The sequence below is a fragment of the Solwaraspora sp. WMMA2056 genome, from assembly GCF_030345095.1.
Taxonomy (GTDB): Bacteria; Actinomycetota; Actinomycetes; order Mycobacteriales; family Micromonosporaceae; genus Micromonospora_E.
Window position 1 is genome coordinate 5,220,655 of record NZ_CP128360.1, and the last position, 22,879, is coordinate 5,243,533.

At 72.2% G+C, this 22,879-nt stretch carries 14 protein-coding genes; 10 read left to right on the forward strand and 4 right to left on the reverse strand.

Translation table 11 applies throughout. The features are described 5' to 3' along the window. On the forward strand, positions 1-819 hold the full coding sequence (locus tag O7608_RS23600; RefSeq protein ID WP_289206666.1) for a transglutaminase-like domain-containing protein: 819 nt from the start codon (positions 1-3) through the stop codon (positions 817-819). 266 nt (positions 820-1,085) lie between these two features. Then, positions 1,086-1,874, forward strand: a complete 789-nt coding sequence (locus O7608_RS23605; protein WP_289211009.1) for a SigB/SigF/SigG family RNA polymerase sigma factor — start codon at positions 1,086-1,088, stop codon at positions 1,872-1,874. Positions 1,875-1,979: 105 nt separating this feature from the next. Here the strand turns inward: O7608_RS23605 and O7608_RS23610 are convergent, their stop codons facing one another. Next, the gene (locus O7608_RS23610) at positions 1,980-2,711 is read right to left on the reverse strand and encodes a PP2C family protein-serine/threonine phosphatase (RefSeq protein WP_289206667.1); all 732 of its coding nucleotides are present in this window, start codon (positions 2,709-2,711) and stop codon (positions 1,980-1,982) included. 252 nt (positions 2,712-2,963) lie between these two features. Here O7608_RS23610 and O7608_RS23615 point away from each other — a divergent pair, with 252 nt between their 5' ends. After that, on the forward strand, positions 2,964-6,020 hold the full coding sequence (locus O7608_RS23615) for a glycoside hydrolase family 9 protein (protein WP_289206668.1): 3,057 nt from the start codon (positions 2,964-2,966) through the stop codon (positions 6,018-6,020). Between the two features lie 166 nt (positions 6,021-6,186). Here O7608_RS23615 and O7608_RS23620 read toward each other — a convergent pair whose 3' ends face one another. Then, the gene (locus tag O7608_RS23620) at positions 6,187-7,131 is read right to left on the reverse strand and encodes a 3-hydroxybutyryl-CoA dehydrogenase (protein ID WP_289206669.1); all 945 of its coding nucleotides are present in this window, start codon (positions 7,129-7,131) and stop codon (positions 6,187-6,189) included. Beyond that, positions 7,113-8,108: a 3-oxoacyl-ACP synthase III family protein gene (locus tag O7608_RS23625; protein ID WP_289206670.1), complete on the reverse strand. Its 996-nt coding sequence runs from the start codon at positions 8,106-8,108 to the stop codon at positions 7,113-7,115. The genes O7608_RS23620 and O7608_RS23625 overlap by 19 nt, the downstream gene beginning before the upstream one ends. A gap of 509 nt (positions 8,109-8,617) precedes the next feature. Between O7608_RS23625 and O7608_RS23630 the strand changes: the two genes are divergently transcribed. Further along, positions 8,618-9,679: a helix-turn-helix transcriptional regulator gene (locus tag O7608_RS23630; protein WP_289206671.1), complete on the forward strand. Its 1,062-nt coding sequence runs from the start codon at positions 8,618-8,620 to the stop codon at positions 9,677-9,679. 13 nt (positions 9,680-9,692) lie between these two features. Here the strand turns inward: O7608_RS23630 and O7608_RS23635 are convergent, their stop codons facing one another. Then, on the reverse strand, positions 9,693-10,145 hold the full coding sequence (locus tag O7608_RS23635) for a YbaK/EbsC family protein (RefSeq protein ID WP_289206672.1): 453 nt from the start codon (positions 10,143-10,145) through the stop codon (positions 9,693-9,695). A gap of 155 nt (positions 10,146-10,300) precedes the next feature. Here O7608_RS23635 and O7608_RS23640 point away from each other — a divergent pair, with 155 nt between their 5' ends. Genes O7608_RS23640 through O7608_RS23665 form a run of 6 tightly spaced genes read left to right on the forward strand, consistent with a single transcriptional unit; the run spans position 10,301 to position 22,864 of the window. Next, a complete protein-coding gene (locus O7608_RS23640) occupies positions 10,301-17,638 on the forward strand; it encodes a non-ribosomal peptide synthetase (protein WP_289206673.1) in 7,338 nt (2,445 codons plus the stop codon). Positions 17,639-17,642: 4 nt separating this feature from the next. Beyond that, on the forward strand, positions 17,643-18,806 hold the full coding sequence (locus O7608_RS23645; RefSeq protein ID WP_289206674.1) for an FAD-dependent oxidoreductase: 1,164 nt from the start codon (positions 17,643-17,645) through the stop codon (positions 18,804-18,806). Continuing rightward, entirely contained in the window at positions 18,803-20,263 is a 1,461-nt protein-coding gene (locus tag O7608_RS23650; protein ID WP_289206675.1) for a phthiocerol/phthiodiolone dimycocerosyl transferase family protein, read from the forward strand. Before O7608_RS23645 ends, O7608_RS23650 begins: the two co-directional genes overlap by 4 nt. Continuing rightward, positions 20,247-21,188 carry an SDR family NAD(P)-dependent oxidoreductase gene (locus tag O7608_RS23655; protein WP_289206676.1) on the forward strand — a complete coding sequence of 314 codons (942 nt, stop codon included), beginning with the start codon at positions 20,247-20,249 and terminating at the stop codon, positions 21,186-21,188. The genes O7608_RS23650 and O7608_RS23655 overlap by 17 nt, the downstream gene beginning before the upstream one ends. 9 nt (positions 21,189-21,197) lie before the next feature. Then, on the forward strand, positions 21,198-22,415 hold the full coding sequence (locus O7608_RS23660) for a cytochrome P450 family protein (RefSeq protein ID WP_289206677.1): 1,218 nt from the start codon (positions 21,198-21,200) through the stop codon (positions 22,413-22,415). Between the two features lie 2 nt (positions 22,416-22,417). After that, on the forward strand, positions 22,418-22,864 hold the full coding sequence (locus O7608_RS23665) for a nuclear transport factor 2 family protein (RefSeq protein ID WP_289206678.1): 447 nt from the start codon (positions 22,418-22,420) through the stop codon (positions 22,862-22,864). The last annotated feature ends 15 nt before the right edge of the window (positions 22,865-22,879 follow it).

Here is a 22,879-nt window from a genome sequence, read left to right on the forward strand (position 1 = left end):
ATGGGTGACGAGACGGCGGTGACGGTCGGCTGCGAGCTGACCTACGAGGTGGCGACGACCACGACGATCGCGCTGCAGGTGACGGCGTACCGGCAGGGGCCCGATGCCCGACTGACCGCCACGACCGCAGCCGACGAGTCGGTCCCCGAGGAGGTGGCCGACAGTTGGGCCGCCGGCGGGCGCCACCACCTGCTGGCGGCACCGCCCGGCCGGATCACCGTGCGGTACCAGGCGACGGTGACCCGGCCGACACCGGCGGCACCGGCCCCGGTGTCGGCGTGGGAGCGCGTGGTGTCGCTACGGCCGAGCCGCTACTGCCCGTCGGACCGGCTGGGTGGGTTCGCGGCGGCCCGCTTCGCCGGCCACGGCGACGACGCCGACACCGTGCGGGCCATCTGCAGCTACGTGCACGACCACACCACCTACACCGCGGGTGCCAGTGGGCCGAGCACGGACGCGGCACAGACCCTGCTCGGCGGGGCCGGCGTGTGCCGGGACTACGCCCATCTCACGGTCGCCCTCTGCCGCGCCATGGACATTCCCGCCCGGGTGGTGGCGGTCTACGCCCCCGGCCTGTCACCGATGGACTTCCACCTGGTGACCGAGGCCGCGGTGGACGACCACTGGTACGTGTGGGACGCGACGCGACTGGCCCCCCGGAGCAGCCTGGTGCGGATCGCGACAGGCCGGGACGCGGCGGACGTGGCGTTCGCGACCACCGTCGGCGGGGCGGTGGACCTGACCGGCATGTCGGTACTGGCGGTGACCGAGGGCGAACTTCCCGTCGACGATCCCGAGAAGTTGGTGGCGCTTCATTGACCGATCCGGGGGTACCCCGGGTGGAGAAGTGAGGCGATCGGGCGGCAAAATGTCCGACTTGAGGAATAGTGGGCGTTAAATACATCGTACTTTCGGCTAGCTTTCAGCTGACCGACCAGGCTAGTGTTAGAGGCCGAAAGACCCTAGCGAGTACAGCTGAACGCACCACCTTCCATATCCGCGGACGAGGTGCAGGGAGGACCACCATGACCGCGACACTCACTGGACGCCCGACGGTGCACGAGCCGGCGACCGCCGACCAGACCATGTCGGGCGCCACCCTCGGCCAGCGGGCCAACGCCCCCGCCGACAGCGCCACCGAGCTGCTCAACGCGATGGCCGCCCTGCCGGCGGGTCACCCGTCCCGGGAGGCGCTGCGCGATCGCGCGATCGAGGCGTGGCTGCCCCTGGCCCAGCACCTCGCCCAGCGCTACAGCGGGCGCGGCGAGCCGACCGACGACCTGGCCCAGACCGCGGCGGTCGGCCTGATCAAGGCGATCGACAAGTTCGACCCGAGCCGGGGTGTCGACTTCGCCGGGTACGCCATTCCGACGATCATCGGCGAGCTCAAGCGGCACTTCCGGGACCGCACCTGGGACATCCGGGTGCCCCGTCGGCTGCAGGAGCTGCGGCTGAGCATCTCCGAGGCGAACAGCACCCTGCTGCAGACGCTGGGCCGCTCGCCGACGGTCGCCGACATCGCCGCGCACCTGCGGATCACCGAGGAGGAGGTCCTCGAAGGGCTGGAGGGTGCCCGCGCGTACAACGCGGTGTCGCTGTCCACGCCGACTGGCGACGGCGAGCGGGCCACCGAGCTGGCCGACATGCTCGGTGCCGAGGACCGCGAGTACGAGCTCGCCGAGCTACGGGTGGCGCTCGGCCCGGCCCTGGCCACCCTGGACGAGCGGGAGCAGCGGATCCTGACCCTGCGGTTCTACGGCAACCTGACCCAGTCGCAGATCGCCGACCAGGTCGGCGTGTCCCAGATGCACGTGTCGCGGCTGCTGGCCAGGGCGCTGACGAAGCTGCGGGGTCAACTGCAGTCGACGTACTGAACGATCATCGGGCAGGTGGATGCCCGTAGCTGACACCAGGCGGCCGCTCCGACACACGCCGGGGCGGCCGCACCGCGTCGGGCGCTCAGTCGGTGCGGCCGATGCTCAGTCGGTGACCTCGGTGATGTCGCCGATCACCACGGTGATGTTGTCCGGCCCACCGGCCCGGATCGCCAGGTCCACCAGCCGCTGCGCGCCGGCCTGCGGGTCGGCGTAGGTGGCCAGCACCTCGGCGATACTCTCCGCGCGTACGACGTTCGACAGGCCGTCGCTGCAGAGCAGCCACCGGTCACCGGTCTGCGGCTCGAGGACCTGGTACGCCGGGTTGACGTTGTCGCCCTGCAGCGCCTGGGTCACCACCGCGCGCCGAGGGTGGCTGGCCGCCTGTTCCGCAGTGATCACACCCTCGTCGACCAGCATCTGCACGAACGTGTCGTCCCGGGTCACCTGCTCCAGCGCCCCGCCCCGCAGCAGGTAGGCCCGGGAGTCACCGACGTGGGCCAGCCCGATCGCGGTGCCGGAGCCGGCGAACAGCAGCGCGGTCAGGGTCGTACCCATCCCCTCCCGGGCCGGATCGGCCTCGACCGCCGCCCGGATCTGGGCGCTGGCCGCCTCGACCGCACTCCGCAGGCGGGGCACCAGCTCGTCGTCGGCCGTCGCGACGTCGAGCTGGGCGATCGCTTCGATAGCGATCTTGCTCGCCAGATCCCCGGCGGCCATCCCGCCCATCCCGTCGGCGACAGCGACCAACCAGTTTCCGGCATGGACCGAGTCCTGGTTCCCGCTCCGGATGAGGCCGCGGTCGGTCACCGCCGCGGAACGCAGCTTCAGGGTCATGGCTGGCAGCCTGCCAGGAAGAGGGCCGAAATGTCTCTAGTAGATCAGCATGCAGATGCCAAAGATCATGAAGAATTGCCGGTCCCGGTATCCTAAATCGGTACTTTTTTAGCATAACCGGCAGCATGGGAGCGTGGCCGCCGGACGACACGGCGACATTGATTGACACTCCGGAAACGCCCTGGCAACATCGTTGCAGATCTATGGGAGCGCTCCCAGAACGTCCCCCGGCCCCTGCACGGAAGGACCCCCGTGACCCGACCCAGACGACGCCGCGCGGTCGCGCTATTCGCCGCCACCAGCGCCAGCGTCCTCGCGCTGACGGCCCTCACCGTGGCCTCGGCCCACGCCGAGGAACGCGAACACATCGTCAACGGCAGCTTCGACGACGGCACCACCGGCTGGTGGGCCACCGACAACGTGACCCTCGCCGCCACCGACGGGCGGCTGTGCGCCACCGTCGGCGCCGGCACCGCCAACCCGTGGGACGCCAGCATCGGGCACAACGACATCCCACTCATCGACGGTGCGGCGTACCGCCTGACCTTCACCGCCACCACCGACGTGCCGGCCAGCGTCCGGGCGAACGTGCAGCTCAACGCCGCCCCGTACACCACCGTACTGAGCCGCCAGCTCGACCTGGGCCCGACGGCCGAGACGGTGACCGCCGAGTTCACCGCCAACCTCGACTCCCCCGACGGCACCTTCACGTTCCAGCTCGGCGGCGGCACCGCCGACTACACCCTCTGCCTCGACGACGTCTCGCTGATCAGCGACGACAGCGCGCAACCACCGCCCGGCGGGCCGGAACAGATCACCAACGGCGACTTCAGCGACGGCACCACCGGCTGGATCAGCTACGGCACCGCCAGCCCTCAGGTGGTCGACGGACGGCTCTGCGCGAACGTTCCCGCTGGTCTGGCGAACCCGTGGGACGCCGGCATCCTGCAGGAGGGTCTACCGCTGATCGCCGGCGAGGAGTACGCGATCGCCTTCGAGGTCAGCGCCGAACCCGCCGCGACCGTCCGCACCGTCGTGCAGCTCGGCGCCGACCCGTACACCGGCTACTTCAACCGCGACCTGACGCTGACCGGCGACCCGCAGCGCGTCGAGCAGACCTTCGTCGCCACCGAGGACACCGCCCGCGCCCAACTCGCCTTCCAGCTCGGCGGCAACGCCTCGGCGTACACGTTCTGCCTGGACGACGTGTCGCTGCGCGGCGGCGAGGAAGAACCACCGTACGAGCCGGACACCGGCCCCCGGGTCCGGGTCAACCAGGTCGGCTACCTGCCCGGTGGGCCCAAGAACGCGACCATCGTCACCGACGCCGAGACGCCCCTGGACTGGGCCCTGCACGCCGCCGACGGCAGCGTGGCCGCCAGCGGCACCAGCACCCCGCGCGGGCTCGACGCCGCCTCCGGCGAGCAGGTGCACACCGTCGACTTCTCCGCGTACCGAGGCACCGGCACCGGGTTCACCCTGGTCGCCGACGGCGAGACCAGCTACCCGTTCGCCATCTCCGGCGACATCTACCAGCAGCTGCGCTCCGACGCCCTGCAGTTCTTCTACATCCAGCGCAGCGGCATCGCCATCGACGGCGACCTGGTCGGCGAGGAGTACGCCCGCCCGGCCGGGCACCTGGGCGTGGCCCCCAACCAGGGCGACACCGACGTGCCGTGCCAGCCCGGGGTCTGCGACTACCGGCTCGACGTGCGCGGCGGCTGGTACGACGCCGGTGACCACGGCAAGTACGTCGTCAACGGCGGGATCGCCACCTACCAGCTGCTGAGCGCCTTCGAGCGGACCAAGACCGCGCCCAGCGCCGACGGCGGTGCCGCCCTGGCCGACGGCACCCTGCGGGTGCCCGAGCGGGACAACGGCGTACCGGACATCCTCGACGAGGCCCGCTGGGAGCTGGAGTTCCTGATGCGGATGCAGGTGCCGGCCGGTGAGCCGCTGGCCGGGATGGCCCACCACAAGATGCACGACCGGAACTGGACGGGCATGCCGATGCAGCCCGAGGACGACCCCGAGCTGCGCGAACTGCACCCGCCGTCGACCGCGGCCACGCTCAACCTGGCAGCGGTCACCGCTCAGTGTGCCCGGCTGTACGCCCCGTACGATGCCGCCTTCGCCGGCCAGTGCCTGACCGCGGCGAAGACCGCGTACGCGGCCGCCAGGGCAAACCCTGACCGGATCGCCGACCCCAACGACGGCAACGGCGGTGGCTCCTACAGCGACGGCGACGTCAGTGACGAGTTCTACTGGGCCGCCGCCCAGCTGTACCTGACCACCGGGGAGCAGGGATACCTGGCCGACGTGACGGCGTCACGGCACCACACCGCGAACGTCTTCGACCCCAACGGCTTCGGCTGGGGCAGCACCGCCGCGCTGGGTCGGCTCGACCTGGCCACCGTGCCCAACGGGCTGGCCCCGCAGGAGCGGGAACGGATCCGGGCGTCGGTGACCGATGCCGCCGACGCCTACCTGGCCACCCTGGCGGGTCAGGCGTACGGGCTGCCGTTGCCGGGCAACCGCGGCTCCTACTTCTGGGGCGGCAACAGCAACATCATCAACAACGCGGTGGTGCTGGCGACGGCGTACGACATGACCGGTGACGCCGCCTACCGCGACGGCGCGGTGCAGGCGATGGACTACATCTTCGGCCGCAACGCGCTGAACCACTCGTACGTCACCGGCTGGGGCACGGTCTACCCGCGCAACCAGCACAGCCGGATCTTCGCCAACCAGCTCGACCCGGACCTGCCGATCCCTCCGGCCGGATCGATCGCCGGTGGCGCCAACGCCGGTCTGGACGACCCGTTCGTCCGGGACCTGCTGGCCGGCTGCGCGCCGATGTTCTGCTACGTCGACGACATCGAGTCCTACGCGACGAACGAGGTGGCGATCAACTGGAACTCGGCGTTGAGCTGGATCGCGTCCTTCCTCGGCGACCAGGGTGACGCCGAGGCCGCTGTCGCACCACTGGCCTGCCGGGCCGAGTACGTCAACTACGGTGCCTGGGCCGGCGGCGGCGGCTTCACCGCCCAGGTCGACATCACCAACACCGGCACCACCGCGATCGACGGCTGGACGGCCCGGTTCGCCTTCACCGGCGACCAGCGGCTACGCGAAGCCTGGCTGGCCGGGGTGACCCAGTCCGGTGCGACCGTGACGGCACGCAACGAGACCTACAACGGTCGGATCGGTCCGGGTGCCACGGTGATGTTCGGGCTGAACGCCACCACCGGTGGTGGCGCCAATCCGGCGCCGGAGCTGATCACCGTCAACGGGGTGGCCTGCTCCTGAGAACGTGATGGTGGTCGGCCCGTCGCTTCCGGCAAGGCGACCGGCCGACCACCATCGCCACCTGTCCGGGCGGGTCAGTCCGGATCCGGCCTGATCCGGCCTGATCCGGGTCGGGTCCGGCCTGATCCGGGTCGGGTCCGGCCTGATCCGGGTCAGGTCCGGCCGGTCAGACCGGGTAGTCGTAGAAGCCCCGGCCCGACTTGCGGCCGAGCCGTCCGGCCCGGACCATCCGGCGCAACAGCGGCGGCGGGGCGTGGGTCGGCTCGCGGAACTCGGCGTAGAGCGCGTCCGCGACGGATTCGAGCACGTCCAGACCGATCAGGTCGACCAGCCGCAGCGGGCCCATCGGATGCCGGCAGCCGCCGACCATCGCGTCGTCGATCTCGGCGGGCCGGGCGAAGCCGGACTCGGCCATCCGTACCGCCGCCATCAGGTACGGCACCAGCAGCGCGTTCACCACGAAGCCGACGCGGTCCGGCGCGTCGATCACCTGCTTGCCGAGCTGCTGGGCGAGCAGCTGCCGGGTACGGCGTACCGTCGTCGTGGTGGTCTGCAGCCCGGCGGTGAGCTCGACCAGCGGCATCACCGGCACCGGATGGAAGAAGTGGGTGCCCACCACCTGCTCCGGGCGGCTCACCGCCGCGGCCAGGTTTCCCACCGGGATCGACGACGTGTTGGTGGCGAAGATCGCCGTCGGGTCCTTCACCACCTCGTCGAGCAGGATGAACGCCTGCCGCTTGCGCTGCTCGTCCTCGACGGTGGTCTCCACCACGATCTGCCGGTCGGCCAACTGCCCGACGTCGGTGGTCAGCAGTACCCGGTGGTGGATCGCGGCGGCCGTCGCCGCGTCGTACACCGCACGTTCGACAGCCCGCCGCAGTGAGTCGGCGAGCCGGGCCCGGCCGGCGGCCAGGGACTGCTCGCTCGAACCCACCAGGACGACGTCGAGGCCGGCCCGGCCGGCCACCTCGGCGATACCGACCCCCATCTGTCCGCAGCCGAGGACGCCGACCCGGTCGATGCCCGCGTCGCCGTCGGCCGCCGTCGGCGGGTGGCCGCCCGCGACGGTGCCCGGGTCCCCGTCGGCCGGCGTCACCGGGTCGCCGTCCACCGCAGGAGTGCAGCACCGACCGACATGCCGGCACCGAAGCCGGCGAGGACGACCGACTGCCCGTCGTGCAGCAGGCCCGCCCGGTTCGCCACGTCCAGGGTCACCGGCACCGAGGCGCTGCCGATGTTGCCGTAGCGCTCGACGGTGCGGTGGGTGGCGGCGGCGGTGAGCCCGCAGCGGCCGGGCAGCTCGGCCACCAGGACGCCGTTGGCCTGGTGCGGCACGAAGTGGTCGACCTGTGCGGCGGGCAGCCGCTCCTCGGCGAGCAGCGCGGCGATCGTCGCGGGCACCCGGTCGACGACGAACTCGCTCACCCGCCGGCCCTGCATCCGCAGGTAGTGGGACCCGTCGGCGACGGTCCGCGCGGACGCGGGCCGACGGCTGCCGCCGGCATCGATCCAGATGAGGTCACGGGCCGCGCCGTCGGCCACCAGCTTGAACCCGCACAGGCCGCCGCCGTCGGCGGCACCGAGGACGGCCGCGCCGGCGCCGTCGCCGAGCAGGACAGCGGTACGCCGGTCCTGAAAGTCGAGGACCCGTGAGTAGATGTCCGCCGCGACCACCAGGGCCCGGGTCCCCGGCCGACGGGCGAGCAGGCCGTCGGCCAGTGCCAGCGCGTAGACGAAGCCGCTGCAGGCGATGTTGACGTCGAACGCGGCCGCGTTGCGGGCGCCGATCAGATCCTGTACGACGCAGGCGGTCGACGGCAGCGGGGCGTCGGGTGTCGAAGTGGACAGGATCAGGTAGTCGATCTCGTCCGGGTCGGTCCCGGCGTGACGCAGAGCCTGCTCGGCGGCGGACGCGGCCAGGTCCGAGGTGGCCTCGTGCGGCGCGGCGTAGCGGCGGGTCCGGATCTGCGTACGGGTGTCGATCCAGTCGGGGTCGACCCCGACACGGGCCGCGACCTCCTCGTTGTGCACCTCGTCCTTCGGCAGGTACGAACCGGTGCCCAGAATGGCCACGGATGGTGTTCTCACCGCTGCTGCCCTCCGCTGAATGCTGCCGGGGCCGGACCGGTCGGCCTGGGTCGTGGCGGCCCGGTCCGGTGGCGGATGGTCAGTCTCGTCGACGCCGGGTGCGGTATCCAGCGCGCGAAGAGGCGGGTAGCGCGATAACCGTCCACCCGGCGACGGGTCCTGCCGAGACCGGCCGCCCGGTGACTGGTCCTCGCAGGACCAGCCTGGTCGTGACCTGGCTACGTCGGTGATCCGCCGCTGGTGGCACGGCTGCCGGTCAGCCGCCGAAGATCGGGGACTTGCCGTTGTCACCCGCGCGCGTGTAGAAAGCGAAAGGTAACTGAGCGGAACTCATCGATGCCTCGTGGTAATCGTCGGGCATCACGGGTGGCTGCCCGCGAGGTGGGCCGCCGGCCGTGCTCCGGCCCGGCGAGCCGGGCCGCCTCGATCTTTACCCATGGCGGCGGACACCCGCCGGATCGCCACCGCGGCACACCGCCGGTGGCAGTAGTCGACGGGGAAGGAACCCGATGACAGAGTGGAAAGCCTGGCGTGACGAGATCCCGGTGTGCTCCGGCTCGGAGCACGACCACGACGCTGCCGCCGACAGCCCGGCGCGCCAGCGCACCGGCGAGACGTTCCTTCGGGCCCTCGGCTCCTTCTTCACCTCGCGACGGATCCGCCGCGACCCGTCCGAGGTCGGCCTGCCCGCCGACATCCGGCGACGCACCCCCGGGCTGCGCCGTGAGGAGGTGGCGGTGCTGGCCGGGGTGAGTCCGACCTGGTACACGCGGCTGGAGCAGGGCCGCAACCCGGCGCCTTCCACGGAACGCCTGCAACGGGTCGCCGAGGTGCTGGGCCTGACCGATCAGGAGCGCCGCTACCTGTTCGAGTTGCGCCGGGTCGCCCAGGAGCCACCGGTGCGGCGCAGCGCCCGGGTGGCGTTGCGCGAAGCGCTGAGCATGGTGGCCGACATGTCGCACCGCTACCCCGCCTACGTCTGCAACGAGTACGGCGACGTGCTGGCTTGGAACCCGGCCACCACCCAGTGGTACACCGACTTCGGCCGGCAGCCGGAGTACCGGCGCAACATCGTCTGGTGGATGTTCACCGACCGGCAGGCCCGCGATCGACTGGCGAACTGGCCGGACGAGGCGCGGTCGATCGTGGCGCACCTGCGCCGGTCGTCGGTCAACTGGCTCGGTGAGTCCCGACCGAGCCAACTGGTCCATGACCTTCGGATCAGCAGCCCCAGCTTCCGCCGGATCTGGGACGCCCACCCTGTCTGTGACCACCAGCCGTGGATCCGGCACTTCCGGCGACCGGACGGCTCCGGCGTCGTGGGCCTGCGGCTGCTGGTGCTGCACGACGCCACCTCGTCGGCGCTGAGCCTGTTCCTGCATCTGCCGGCCGACAGCCGGCCCACCACGCCGGACCGGCGACCCGTCACCGGCGAGGGCCGGGCCGGCTACCTCGGCGGTGCCGCAGGCCTGGCAACCGGCCAGCCGAGCACCGCGCGGGCGCTGATCCTGATCGGCGCCCCGGAAGCCACCCTGACCCGGTCCGACCGGGACGGCTACCGGGCCGCCTGACCCGCCTCCCCGCTCAACCGCGCAGCGGCTGGCCGCCGGTCAGCGCCAGCAGCTGCGGATAGGTCGTGGCGAACATCGTGTACTCGTCGCCGCCGCCGGCCCACACCTGCGGGTAGTCGGCCAGGTGCTGATCCACCAGGGTCGGCAACGGTCGTGGATGGCCCAGTGGCGCGACTCCGCCGACGCGCTGGCCGGTCGCGACGTGCACCAGTTCCGGGCTGGCCCGGCGAACCTTGGCGGCACCCAGCTGCGCGGCGACCAGCGAGGTGTCCACCCGGTGCGCGCCGCTGGCGAGCACCAGCACCGGTGCGCCGTCGGCCGCGAAGACGAGGCTGTTGACGATCGCACCGACCGCGCAGCCCAGCTCCCGCGCGGCGTCCGCCGCCGTCGGCACCGCCACCGGCAGCACCCGGACCTCGCCGGTCACCCCCCACTGACGAGGGTCGACGTTCCCTTGCTCACTCACCTGCGCACCGTACCTGACACCACCGGGGGTGGGCGGGACGAGGCTGGTCGCGTCAAGACCACGCTCCGGACGCGCTGGATACCTGTGGAGGCGCGGGTGAGTCTGTTGCCTGGCAACCACGCAGGACGGTCGATCCGCCGTCCACCGACACGCACGTGGAGCTCTCCTTGCCTTCATCCGCACACCTTCCCCTCTCTCCCCACCAGCGAGACGTCTGGGTGGCGGCGTCCCGGTTCCCGCACCTGCCGCAGTTCAACTGCTGCATCTACGACCGGTTCGACGGCCGGGTGGACGTGCCGGCGCTGCGCGACGCCCTGGCTGCCGCGATCGCCCGCAACGACTCGTTCCACCTGCGCTTCGACGAGGCCGACGGCACGCCGTGGCAGTGGTACGAGCCGGCCGCGCCGGTGGTCGAGATCGTCGACTTCACCGCCACGCCCGACCCGGCGGCGGCGTGCGCGGCATGGATCGCCGACCGTTTCGACCGCCCGTTCCCGCTGCACCGCCAACGCCTCTACGGACTGTGGATTCTTCGGGAGAGCGAGTCGGTGGTCTACGCCTACGTGCAGTGTCACCACATCGTCTGCGACGCCTGGGGCCTCAACGTACTCGTCGGCCAGGTTCGCGACGACTACGCCCACCGGGTACGGAGCGGTCGGCCGGCCCACGTGGACGCACCGTCCTACGTGCAGTCGGTGCTCGACCAGCAGGAGCAGATCGACGACGTCCGCGCCGGGGCCAGCAGCTTCTTCCGGTCGTACCTGCGCGATGTGGAGCCGGCGCTGTTTCACCGGCGCAGCCCCGCCGGCACCCGGCGTACGGCGATCGAACGCTTCACGGTCGACCGGGCCCTGATCGACCGGATCCGGGCCGGCGGGGACAGCCCGTTCGCCTTCCTGACCGCGGTGATCGCCGGCTACCTGGGCCGGGTGCACCGCAGCGACGAGGTGCTCGTCGGCGTCTCCCTGCTGAACCGGCTCACCGGGACCGAGCGGGCGCTCACCGGCCACTTCGCCAACACCCTGCCGATGCGGGTGCCGCTGGGCGAAGGCCGGTCCGTGCGGACCGTGGTGGACCAGATCCGCCAGGACACCCGGCAGCTCAAGCGCCACGAACGTTACCCACTCGGCGACCTGCTGCGCGACCTGCGCGCCAGCGGGGCCGGCCATCGCCAGCTGTTCGACGTCACCATCTCCTACATGCGCTGGTCGGCGCCGGTGCCGGTACCGGACGCCAGCTACCGCACCGTGGCCACCAACCCGTCGCACGATCCGGATGCGCTCGCCGTACTGATCAACGAACTCGACGAGGTCAGCGACGTCGTGGTGGAGCTCGGCTACGGCTGCGACGTGTTCGACGAGGACCTGCCCATCGCCCAGGTCGGTCGGCAACTGACCACCCTGCTGCGCCACGCGCTGGCCGAGCCGGCGACCGCCCTCGCCGCGCTGCCCCTGCTCACCGGGGCCGAAATCGACGAGCTGGTCGCCGGGCACACCGACCCGCCGGTGCCGTACCCGCACGACGCCACCCTGGCCAGCCTGTTCGCCGCCGCCGTGGACCGGCATCCGGACCGGGCCGCGGTCGTCGACGACGCGAGTGGGCGACAGCTCACCTTCGCCGACCTGGCCCGCAGCGTCGACGCGCTCGCCGCCGAGCTGCGCGGCCGGGGTATCGGGGCCGACGACCGGGTGGCGGTGCTCGCCGCCCGCAGCCTGGAACTGGTCGTCGCGGTGCACGCCGTGGCGCGGGCCGGTGCGGCGTACGTACCGGTCGATCCGGGCTACCCGGCACAGCGGATCGCGACGCTGCTCGCCGACAGCGCCGCCCGGATCGTCCTGACCGACGGGTCCGCGTCGGCCGCCGACGCCGTGGCCCGGATGCCGGCTCCCGGTTCGACGGTGGTCCCGGTGACGCCGTGGCTGAGCAGGGCACCCGGTGCGGTGCCAGCGGCGTTCCCCCGACCGACCGATCTCGCCTACGTCATCTACACCTCCGGCTCCACCGGCCGGCCGAAGGGAACGATGGTGGAGCACCGGTCGGTGGTCAACCGGCTGCACTGGATGCAACGCCGGTACCCGATCGGCGCCGACGACGTGCTGCTGCAGAAGACACCGAGCTCGTTCGACGTGTCGGTGTGGGAGCTGTTCTGGTGGTCGTTCACCGGTGCCCGCCTCGCGCTGGCCCCGCCCGGCAGCGAACGGGATCCGGACCAGCTGCTGCAGGTGATCGAACGGTGCCAGGTCACCGTGATCCACTTCGTACCGTCGATGCTCGGACCGCTGCTGGACCTACTGGAGAGGGCCCCGCAGCGTCGCCGGCAGGCCGTCACTCTGCGGCTGGTCTTCGCCAGTGGGGAGGCGCTGACACCCGAGCGGGTACGGCAGTTCAACCGGATCTTCCACGCCGACCCGCCGGCCGGTCGGCCGCTGCCCCTGTTGGTGAACCTCTACGGCCCGACCGAGGCCACCGTCGACGTGTCGTACTACGACTGCCCGACCGGGCCGCAGGCCGTGGACGACCGAGTGCCGATCGGCCGGGCGATCGACAACATTTGGCTGTCCGTGCTCGACGCGCACGGCACCCCGCAACCGCCCGGGATCGCCGGTGAGCTGTGCGTCAGTGGCGTCGGGGTGGCCCGGGGATACCTCGACAGGCCGGACCTGACCCGGGACCGGTTCGTCGCCGACCCGTTGCGCCCCGGCGAACGGATGTACCGCACCGGTGACCTGGCCCGCTGGCTCGCCGACGGGAACCTGGAGTACCTCGGCCGGCTCGACGAGCAGGTCAAGATCCGGGGCAACCGGGTGGAGCTCGGCGAGGTCCGACGCCACCTGGCGACGCTGCCCGGGGTGCGCGACGCGGTGGTGGTGGACCACCGGTCGGCGACCCACGGCACTCGGCTGGTCGGCTACTACGTCGCCGACCAGCCGATCGACCCGACCGACCTGCGCACCGGGCTGGCCCGGTCGCTGCCGGACTTCATGGTGCCGAGCTTCTTCGTCCGCATCGACGCGGTGCCGCTCACTCCCAACGGCAAGACCGACCGTCGGGCGCTGCCGGATCCAGCCGCCGGCCCGCACGGCGCGGACCGGCCGCGTACCCCCACCGAGCAGACGCTGGCCGGGATCTGGTCCGACGTGCTCGGGGTCGACCAGGTCGGGGTCTGGGACAACTACTACGGAGTCGGGGGCGACTCGATCCTGATGCTGCGGCTACGGGCCGAGGCGGCCCGGCACGGACTCGCGTTGACCCTGGGCGATCTGGTCCGCTGGCCGACCATCGCCGAGCAGGCGGCCCAGGCCGATCGGGCCGCCGCCACGGTCGCCGTTGCCGGCCCGGCAACGGCTTCGGCCGAGGCTGCACCGCCGCAGCCGTTCGACCTGGTCACCGACCGGGACCGGGCCCGGCTGCTGCACGCCGCAGACGCGTACCCGATCTCGCGGCTCAGCCTGGGTCTGCTCTTCCACAGCCGGGAGCGGGAGTCGTCGGCCGTCTACCACGACGTGTTCCGCTACACACTGCGGTTGCCCTGGGATGCGCAGGCGTTGCAGGCGGCGATGGATGCGCTGGTCTCGCGGCACCCGGCGTTGCGTTCGTCGTTCGACCTCGCCGGCTACTTCGAACCGCTGCAGATCGTGCACCACCGGGTCGCCGGCGCTCTGACGGTGACCGACCTGCGCGAGGTCGACGCCGAGACCGCGCAGCGGACCATCCTGGCCCACGTCGAGCACCGGCGGTTCCACCGGTACCGCTTCGACCAGCCACCGCTGTACCAGCTGCACGCCTTCCCCCGCGCCACCGCGGTCGACCTCGTCCTGAGCTTCCACCACGCGCTGCTGGACGGCTGGAGCGTGGCCAGTCTGGTGCACGAACTGGTCAGCGACTACCAGCACCGGACCGGTCAGGCGGTGGCGGCACCCGTACCGGCGCCGACGGTCAGCGGGGCGGAGCTGATCCGCCTCGAACGGGCCGCGCTCGCGTCGCCGCACGCCCGCGCGTACTGGCAGGACCTGCTCGACGGTGCCGAACCGACCCAGGTCGAAGGGTTCCGGGCGTACCAGCCGCCGACCGGCGAGCAGCTCATCGTCGTCGAGCAGCCGGTGCCGCCCGCGCTGCGCCACGGCGTCCGCCGGCTCGCCGCCGAACTGGCGGTGCCGGTCAAGTCGGTGCTGTTCGCCGCGCACTGCCTGATGCTGCAGCTGTTCAGTGGCGCGCCAGAGGTGGTCACCGGCCTGGTCACCCACGGCCGGCCCGAAGTCGCCGACGGCGACCGGGTCGCCGGGCTGTTCCTCAACACCCTGCCGGTACGGGTCACGACGTCCGACGGCGCGTGGGCCGACACGGTACGGCAGGTCCACCTCGCCGAGCAGCAGGCGCACCCGTACCGCCGGTTCCCACTCAGCGAGATCACCCGGCTGATGGGCGGGCAGCGGCTCGGCACCGCGTTCAACTACGTCCACCCGCACGCGCTGGCCCCGCTGGTCGCCGGGCCGACGCCGGTGCTCACCGGGCTGCAGGTCTGGGAGGAGACCAGTTTCACCCTGCTGCTCAACGCGATCCTCGATCCGGCCGATGACCAGTTGCGGTTGCGGGTCGACTGCGCGGGCACGGTGTTCACCAGGGTCCAGGCGGACCTGTACGCGCAGACCTACCTGCGCATCCTGGACCGGCTCACCCGGCACCCGCAGCAGGCGCGTGACTGGGGCTTCCTGGTCGCCGGCGACGACACCACCGATGGCGTCACGGTACGCCGACCGGCCGGCGAGCCGACCGACGTGGTCCGGCAGTTCCGGGGCCAGGCTGCCCGTACGCCGGACGCGCCCGCGATCGGCGACGGTGCCCGGCGATGGACGTACCGGGAGCTCGACGAGGTCACCGGGCGGATCGCCGCCCGCCTGCGGGCCCTCGGGGTGGGACCGGACGTGCCGGTCGGTGTGGCGATGGACCGCAGCGCGGAACTGGTCGCCGTCGTACTCGGCATCTGCCGCAGCGGTGGGGCGGTCGTCCCGCTGGACGTCAGCTATCCCCGGGAGCGGATCCGGGCCGTGCTGGAGATCGCCCGGCCGGTCCGGATCGTCGCCCACCGGGCACACCGGGGCCTGCTCGGCGACGGGTCGGACCCGACCACGCTGCTCGACATCGACGCCCTGATCGCCAGCGACGGTGACGCCCTGATCGCCAGCGATGGTGACGCCCTGTTCGCCGACGACGGCGCCGGACCGGCCGCGTCGCCGGACCTGGACCTGGACCTGGACCTGGAGAGCATCGCCTGCATCCTGTTCACGTCCGGCTCGGCCGGCCGCCCCAAGGGCGTCGAGCTGACCCACCGGCTGTGGGCGAACTACGTGCAGTGGCAGGTGTCGGTACCGACCGGCGCGGGCGCGCCCCGTACGTTGCAGTTCGCCCCGCTCGGCTTCGACGTGTCGTTCCAGGAGATCTTCTCCACCCTGGCCTGCGGCGGCGAGCTGCGGATCATCAGCGAGGCGGACCGGCGCAACCCGTCGGCGCTGCTGCGCACCGTCGACGAACACCAGGTGGAACGGGTCTTCCTGCCCTACGTCGCGCTCCAGCAGTTCGCCGAGGCGGTCGATGCGCTCGACGTCGTCCCGCAGGCGCTGCGCGTGATCGTCTCCTCCGGTGAGCAGTTGCGCATCACCGAGGAGATCCGTCGGCTCTGCCGGCGGCTGCCGGGCCTGCTGTTGGAGAACCAGTACGGCCCGACCGAGACGAACCTGGCCTCCACCTGGCTGATGTCCGGGGATCCAGACCGGTTCCCGGTGCTGCCGCCGATCGGCCGGGCGATCAGCGGCGCGCAACTGCACGTGCTCGACGACCGGCTGCGGCCGGTCCCGACGGGCGCGCCCGGGGAGATCTACCTCGGCGGAGCCTGCCTGTCCCGCGGCTACCGGGACCAGCCCGAACTGACATCCCGGGCGTTCCTGCCGCACCCGGACCGGCCCGGCGCCCGGCTGTACCGCACCGGCGACGTCGCGATGGTGCTGCCCGACGGCGACGTGGTCTGGTTGGGCCGACGGGACACCCAGGTGAAGATCCGCGGCTTCCGGGTGGAGCTGGCCGAGGTGGAGGTCGCACTGCTGCGGGCCGCCGAGGACCAGCCGGCGGTCCGTGCGGTGGCGGTGGTGGCCCACCGGCGGGAGGCCGGCGACGCCCTGCTCGTCGCGTTCCTGGTCGGCGACGCCGACGTCGTCGACGTCTCCGATCTGGGCAAGCGGCTGCGGGTCAGCCTGCCGGACTACATGGTGCCGGCGCATTTCGTCTGGCTGCCCCGGCTGCCGGTGACCCCGAGCGGCAAACGCGACGACGCCGCGTTGCGCCGGCTCCCGCTGCCCACCGCCACGGCCGGCCGGCCGGCACCGGCCCGCGACGGCTACGAACGGGCGCTGGCCGAACTCCTGGCCGACCTGCTGGGGCTGCCACAGGTCGGCATCCACGACAACTTCTTCGATCTCGGTGGCACCTCGGTGGCCGCGATGCGCCTGGCGGTCACGGTCGAGCAGCGCTACGGCGTCCACCTGCCCATCGCCGCGCTCGTCGCCGCCCCGACCGTCGCCGAGCTGGCGGTACGGCTCCGGCAGCGGTCCGCGCCGGTCGCCTTCGACCCGCTCGTCCCGCTGCGCCGCGACGGCACCCGGCCGCCGCTGTTCCTGGTGCACCCGCTCGGCGGCAACGTGCTCTGCTACGTACCGCTGAGCCGGCACCTGCCGGCGGACCAGCCGGTGTACGCGCTGCAGGCGGCCGGCGCGGACCCCGGAGCCGAGCCGCTGCGCAGCCTGCCGGAGCTGGCCGCCAGCTACCTGACGGCGGTACGGCGGGTGCGCCCCACCGGCCCGTACGTGTTCAGCGGCTGGTCGTTCGGCGGCTTCGTCGCCCTGGAGATGGCCGCCCAGCTACGCCGGGCGCAGCCGGACGCGGCGGTACGGGTGATCCTGCTCGACTCGATCACCCCCGGTACACCGACACCGGACGCGGTGGCCGACGACGCCCTGCTGGAGTGGTTCTTCTGGGAGCTGTGCTGGTTCGAGCGCGGCGCCACTCCCACCGAGGCGCTGCCCGGCGGGTTGCCCGAGCGCGGCGACCGGCTCGATTTCATTCTGCGGCGGGCGGTGGCGGCCGGTGTGCTGCCCGACGGTAGTTCACGCGGCGTGGTCGAGCGACTGTTCGGGGTGTTCCAGGCGAACTGGCAGGCGCTGCTCGACCACCGGCCACCGCCGTACGTCGACCCGATCGTGCTGCTACGGGCCAGCGGTGAGCTGCCGGCAGCGCTGCGCCCGATGCACGAGGCCGCCCACAGCCGCCACGCCGACCCGGACAACGGGCTGACCGACTGGGCCGGCGGTGGCCTCACCGTCGTGGAGGTCCCCGGCGACCATCTCGACCTGCTCGACGAACCCCACGTCCGGGTGCTCGCCGACCGGCTGAACGCCTGTCTCGTGTCCGACCCGACGCCACCGCAACCTTCTGTCGAGGAGTGAGCCAATGAGCAGTCCACCGCCGACGGCCATCGTCGTCGGTGCCGGGATCGGCGGTCTGACCGCCGCCGCAGCGCTGCGCCGCACCGGCTACCAGGTCAGGATCTTCGAACGGGCCACCGACCTGCTGCCCACCGGCAGCGCTCTGGCGCTGACCTGCAACGCGTCGGTCGCACTGCGCCAGATGGGCATCGAGCTGAACCTCGACGGTCGGGCCGTGCAGTGGGACCGGCTGCACTTCAAGTCCGCCGCCGGTCAGGTGATCCGCACCATTCACTACCGACACTTCATCCAGGAGTTCGGAGTGCCCATGCTGGCGGTGCACCGCGCCGATCTGCAACAGGCGCTGCTGGAGCAGGTCGGTGAGGAATCGGTAACCCTCGGCGCGACCGCGACCGGGTACGACATCGACGGCGATCAGGTCCAGGTGACCTTCAGCGACGGGCACACCGTACGCGGCGACGTCCTGATCGGCGCCGACGGAATCCGGTCGGCGATCCGCCGACAGCTGCTCGGACCGGAGGAGCTGCGCGACGGCGACTACATCTGCTGGCTCGCAACGCCGCACTTCACCCATACCCGGGTGACCCCCGGCTACGCCGCGCACTACTGGGGACGCGGCCGACGGTTCGGGCTCGCCGACATCGGCAACGGCCGGGTCTACTGGTGGGGCACCATGAACATGCCCGGTGAGGCCGCCCGGACCTGGAAGGGCGACCGGGAGGAGATCGAGCGGACCTACGCCGGCTGGGCCGACGAGGTCGGTGCCGTCCTGCGGGCCACGCCGGAGGACACCATCATCACGATCCCGGCCCAGGACCGCCCGTTCCGTGGCTCGTGGGGCACCGGTCCGGTGACCCTGCTCGGCGACGCCGCCCACCCGATGATGACCAGTCTGGGTCAGGGCGCGGCGATGGCGGTCGAGGACGGCGTGGTGCTCGCCCAGTGCCTGGCCGGTGCCGACACGATCAGCGCCGGGCTGCGCGCCTACGAGGACGCCCGCCGCCCCCGTACCCACCAGATGGTGCAGGCGTCGTACGCGCTGAGCCGCATCGAGCAGGCCGAACATCCGCTGGCCGTGCTCGGCCGCCGGGTGTACTTCCGGTGGGTGCCGCAACGCTCGATCGACGCGCGCAACCGGGCGGCACTGACCTTCCAGGGGGCGTCGTGAGCAGCCGGCCGGCCACGACCGGGCCGGTATCGGCGAAGGCGGTCGTCGACCGGGAGCTGAGCCCGGTCGAACGCTGGTACTGGATCGCCGACCAGCTCTCACCGCTCACCGTGATCGGCCGGGTCCGGGTGCACGCCACGATCGCGGGCCCGGTGCTGCGCGCGGCGCTGGACGCGGTGCAGCGACGGCATCCGCTGCTGCAGGTCGCGATCCGCGCCGACGAGGACGGACGACATCCACGGTACGTACCCACCGACCGGCCGGTCCCGCTGCGCGAGCCCACCGCCGCCGGGCCCGACGACGCGGACAGCTGGGTGCGGTGGTGCAACGAACACGAGCTGGTCGACCCGATCGACCGGCACACCGGCCCGCTGGCCAGGGCGACCGCCCTGACCATCGGCGGCGACGCACCACCGGCGGTCGATCTGATCATCGCCCTGCCGCACGGCGTCGCCGACGGCACCACCGTGCTCGCCCTCGTCCGGCAGTGGGCGCAGCAGTGCGCCCGGCTCGCCGCCGGACCCGACGACGGTGCCGCCCCGCCACCGCTGGGGCCGGCCGCCGCCGCGTCGGCGTGGTCGCCGGCCCGCGAGCGCGCCCTGCCGCCCCCCGACGACCTCCTACCGGAGCCGCACCGGGGGGCGGCCGGGGCCGCCGTACTGCAGGCCAAGCAGGAACGCGACGAACGGGACGTCGGCCTATACCGGCCGGCCCGGTTCGAACCCGGGCGGTACGTACCGTTCGAGCGGCGCCGTACCGGCCTGATCCACCGGGAACTCTCCGCCGACCAGCTCACCGCGCTGGCCGACGCCTGCCGGCGGGAGGGCACGACCGTCCACGGGGCGCTGGTGGCGGCACTGGCCGGCGCGGTGGCGGCCGAGCGGTCCGACGTCGTGTACCTGATGATCGGCTCGCCGATCGACTTCCGTGGAGCGTTGGAGCCGCCGGTCGGTCCGGACGAGGTCGGCACCTACGTGGCGACCGTACCGTCGCTGGTGGACTGCCGGCCCACCGCGACGGTGTGGGACCGGGCCCGGTCGGTCAGCGCCGACGTCGCCCGACGCCGGGATCTCGGCGAGCACCTCGCCCTGGTGAACCTGGTCCGCGGCGGCTGCCCGCCGACCGTGGCCGAGGGCCGTCCGTTCCTGGAGTTCATGGAACAGACCAGCCCGATCAACCTGTGCGTGTCCAACGTCGGCCGGTACGACCTCCCCGACCGGCTCGGCGACTGGGCGCTGTCCGGTGCGCAGTTCGTGACGGGGCTGTCGGTCAACGGCTACTTCGTCGCCACCGTCACCACCAGCGGAGGGCGGCTGTTCTGGAACTTCACCTACGTCCGGGAGGCAGTGGACGAGCAACGGGCCGTCGCCCTGGTCGACACCTGCCTGCACACCCTGCTGACCGCGCTGGCAGCCGCCCGCACCGAACAGGAGGACACCCATGTGGACCAGTCGTGAGCCGGTACCGCCGCAGGGACGCTGGGTGCTGGTCACCGGCGCGTCGTCAGGACTGGGCCGGCAGGCCACGGTCGACCTGGCCCGGCACGGCTTCACCGTGTTCGCCGCCGTGCGGCGGGCCGCTGACGGCGCGCAGCTGCGGGAGGCCGCCGCCGGAGCCGGTGCCGGAACCGGCACCGTCCGCCCCGTACTGCTGGACGTCACCGACGACGCGACGCTGCAGCGCGCCGCGGAGGAGGTCGCCGCCGAGACCGGCGCGGCGGGCCTGTGGGGGCTGGTCAACAACGCCGGGATCTGCGTCACCGCGCCGCTGGAGTGCGTCACCCGCGAGGAGTTGCGGACCCAGCTGGAGACCAACGTCGTCGGGTCGGTGATGGTCACCCGGGCGATGCTGCCGGCGCTGCGCCGGGGCGGCGGCCGGATCGTGAACGTCACGTCGGGGCTCGGCACGGTCGCGGTGCCGTACCTGGGGGCGTACGCGGCGTCGCAGTTCGCCAAGGAGGCGCTCAGCGACATCATGCGCCGGGAGCTGCGCGCCTTCGGCATCGCGGTGAGCGTCGTACAGCCCGGCGCGATCATGACCCCGATCTGGCGCAAGACCCGGGAGACGGCGTTGCGCACCCTGCAGGCGGCACCGGAGTCGGTGGCCGGCCTGTACCGGTCGTCGTTGCTGAGCTTCGTCGACGCCAACGAACAGGGCGCCCTCGCCAGCACCACCACGATGCAGGACTTCGCCGACGCGGTCCGCACCGCGCTGACCGCGCACCGGCCGAAGATCCGCTACGTCGTCGGCGCCGACGTCAAGAAGGCCCGGTTCATGACCCGGCTGTTGCCGGCGTCCGCCTTCGACCGTCAGCTCGGCGCGATCGTCGGCCCCCCGCCGGCCGTCGGCCGGGAACCCGCCAGCACCTCGCCCGGCCGCTGAGGAGACCTCGTGACCCACGCACCGCAACATGCCACCCTGATCCTCGGCGAAGAGATGATCTCGCCGCTGCATCCGCTCTACGACGGGCTGCGGGTCGACGGACCGGCCCGCCCGGCGTACCTCGCCACAGACCATCCGGTATGGATCGTCACCCGTTACGACGACGTCCGGACCGTCCTGGCCAGCCCGCACGTGGCCCGGGACGCGACCGCCGCCGCCGAACTGTTCACCACGGTCACCGGCGTGCACCGACCGGTGATCGGCGGCACGCTGATCGGGCACATGCTCAACGCCGACCCCCCGGACCACACCCGGCTGCGGTCGCTGGTGACCCGGGCGTTCACCACCCGGCGGGTGGAGCACCTGCGGCCCCGGGTGGAGCAGATCGCCGACCGGCTGCTCGACGCGATCGCCGACCAGGACCAGGTCGACCTGATGTCCAGCTACTGCTTCCCGCTGCCGCTGGCCGTCATCGGCGACATGCTCGGGATCCCCGCCGACGGCCAGGAACGGTTCCGGGGCTGGGCGCAGCAGCAGGCCACCCCGCTGTCACCGGACGCCGCCGAGGCGGTCGCCGCCGAGATCACCGCCTACCTGGAGGAGCTCATCGCGGCCAAGCAGGCGCATCCCGCCGACGACCTGCTGACCGCGTTGATCCAGGCTCGCGACGACGGCGACCGGCTCAGCGGGTCCGAGCTCGTCGCCATGACCTACCTGATGATCATGGCTGGTTTCGAGACGACCATGAACCTGATCGGCAACGGCGTACTCACCCTGCTGCGCCACCCGGACCAGCTCGCCGCGATCCAGGCCGACCCGGGCCTGCTGCCGAAGGCGATCGAGGCGTACCTGCGCTACGACGGCCCGGTGCTGATGTCGATGCTGCGGTTCACCACCGCCCCCGTCCAGGTCGGTGAGGTGACCATCCCGGAAGGTGCCTTCCTGCTCGCCTCCCTGGCGCACGCCAACCGCGATCCGCAGCGCTTCGCGCCGCAGGAGGCGTACGACGTACGCGGCCCCTCCGACGGCCACCTCGGCTTCGGCCACGGCATCCACTACTGCATCGGTGCCCCGCTGGCGCGGGTCGAGGGCCAGATCGCGATCGGCCGGCTGCTGCGGCGTTTCCCGCAGCTGTCGCTGGCCGCGCCGGTGGAGAGCCTGCGCTGGCTGGACACCACGTTCCTGCGCGCACTGATCAGCCTGCCCGTATCGACGAAAGGCGCCTGAGCATGCCCACCGGAGCCACTGCCCGTACCGCCGCCGAGCGGTTGTTCGCCCACCACCTCGACCTGCTCGAACGCGCCGCTATCGCCGACTGGGTCGCCCTGTTCACCTCCGACGGCGTGCTGGAGTTCCCGTACGCCCCGGCGGGCTGGCCGGCCGTCTTCCGTGGCCACGAGCAGATCCGCGAACAGATGGACAAGTACGCCGAGAACCTGTCACTGCGCTTCGACGAACTGCGGTTCCACCCGAGCGCCGCGCCGGACCTGGTGGTCGCCGAGTTCACCGGCACCGGCACCGCGTTGGCCACCGGGCTGCCGATGCACCAGACGTACATCTCGGTGGTGTGGACCTCCGGCGATCGGATCCGCCACTACCGGGACTTCTGGAACCCGACGGTCGTCCTGGCCGCGCTGGGTGGGGAGGCCGCAGCCGCCGAGGTGGCCCGTGGTTGAGCCGACCGCCGGCCG

Coding starts and splice junctions, on each gene's coding strand:
- O7608_RS23655 (WP_289206676.1), top strand. CDS start 20,247: ATGTGGACCAGTCGTGAGCCGGTACCGCCGCAGGGACGCTGGGTGCTG.
- O7608_RS23630 (WP_289206671.1), top strand. CDS start 8,618: ATGACAGAGTGGAAAGCCTGGCGTGACGAGATCCCGGTGTGCTCCGGC.
- O7608_RS23645 (WP_289206674.1), top strand. CDS start 17,643: ATGAGCAGTCCACCGCCGACGGCCATCGTCGTCGGTGCCGGGATCGGC.
- O7608_RS23600 (WP_289206666.1), top strand. CDS start 1: ATGGGTGACGAGACGGCGGTGACGGTCGGCTGCGAGCTGACCTACGAG.
- O7608_RS23605 (WP_289211009.1), top strand. CDS start 1,086: ATGTCGGGCGCCACCCTCGGCCAGCGGGCCAACGCCCCCGCCGACAGC.
- O7608_RS23610 (WP_289206667.1), bottom strand. CDS start 2,711: ATGACCCTGAAGCTGCGTTCCGCGGCGGTGACCGACCGCGGCCTCATC.
- O7608_RS23665 (WP_289206678.1), top strand. CDS start 22,418: ATGCCCACCGGAGCCACTGCCCGTACCGCCGCCGAGCGGTTGTTCGCC.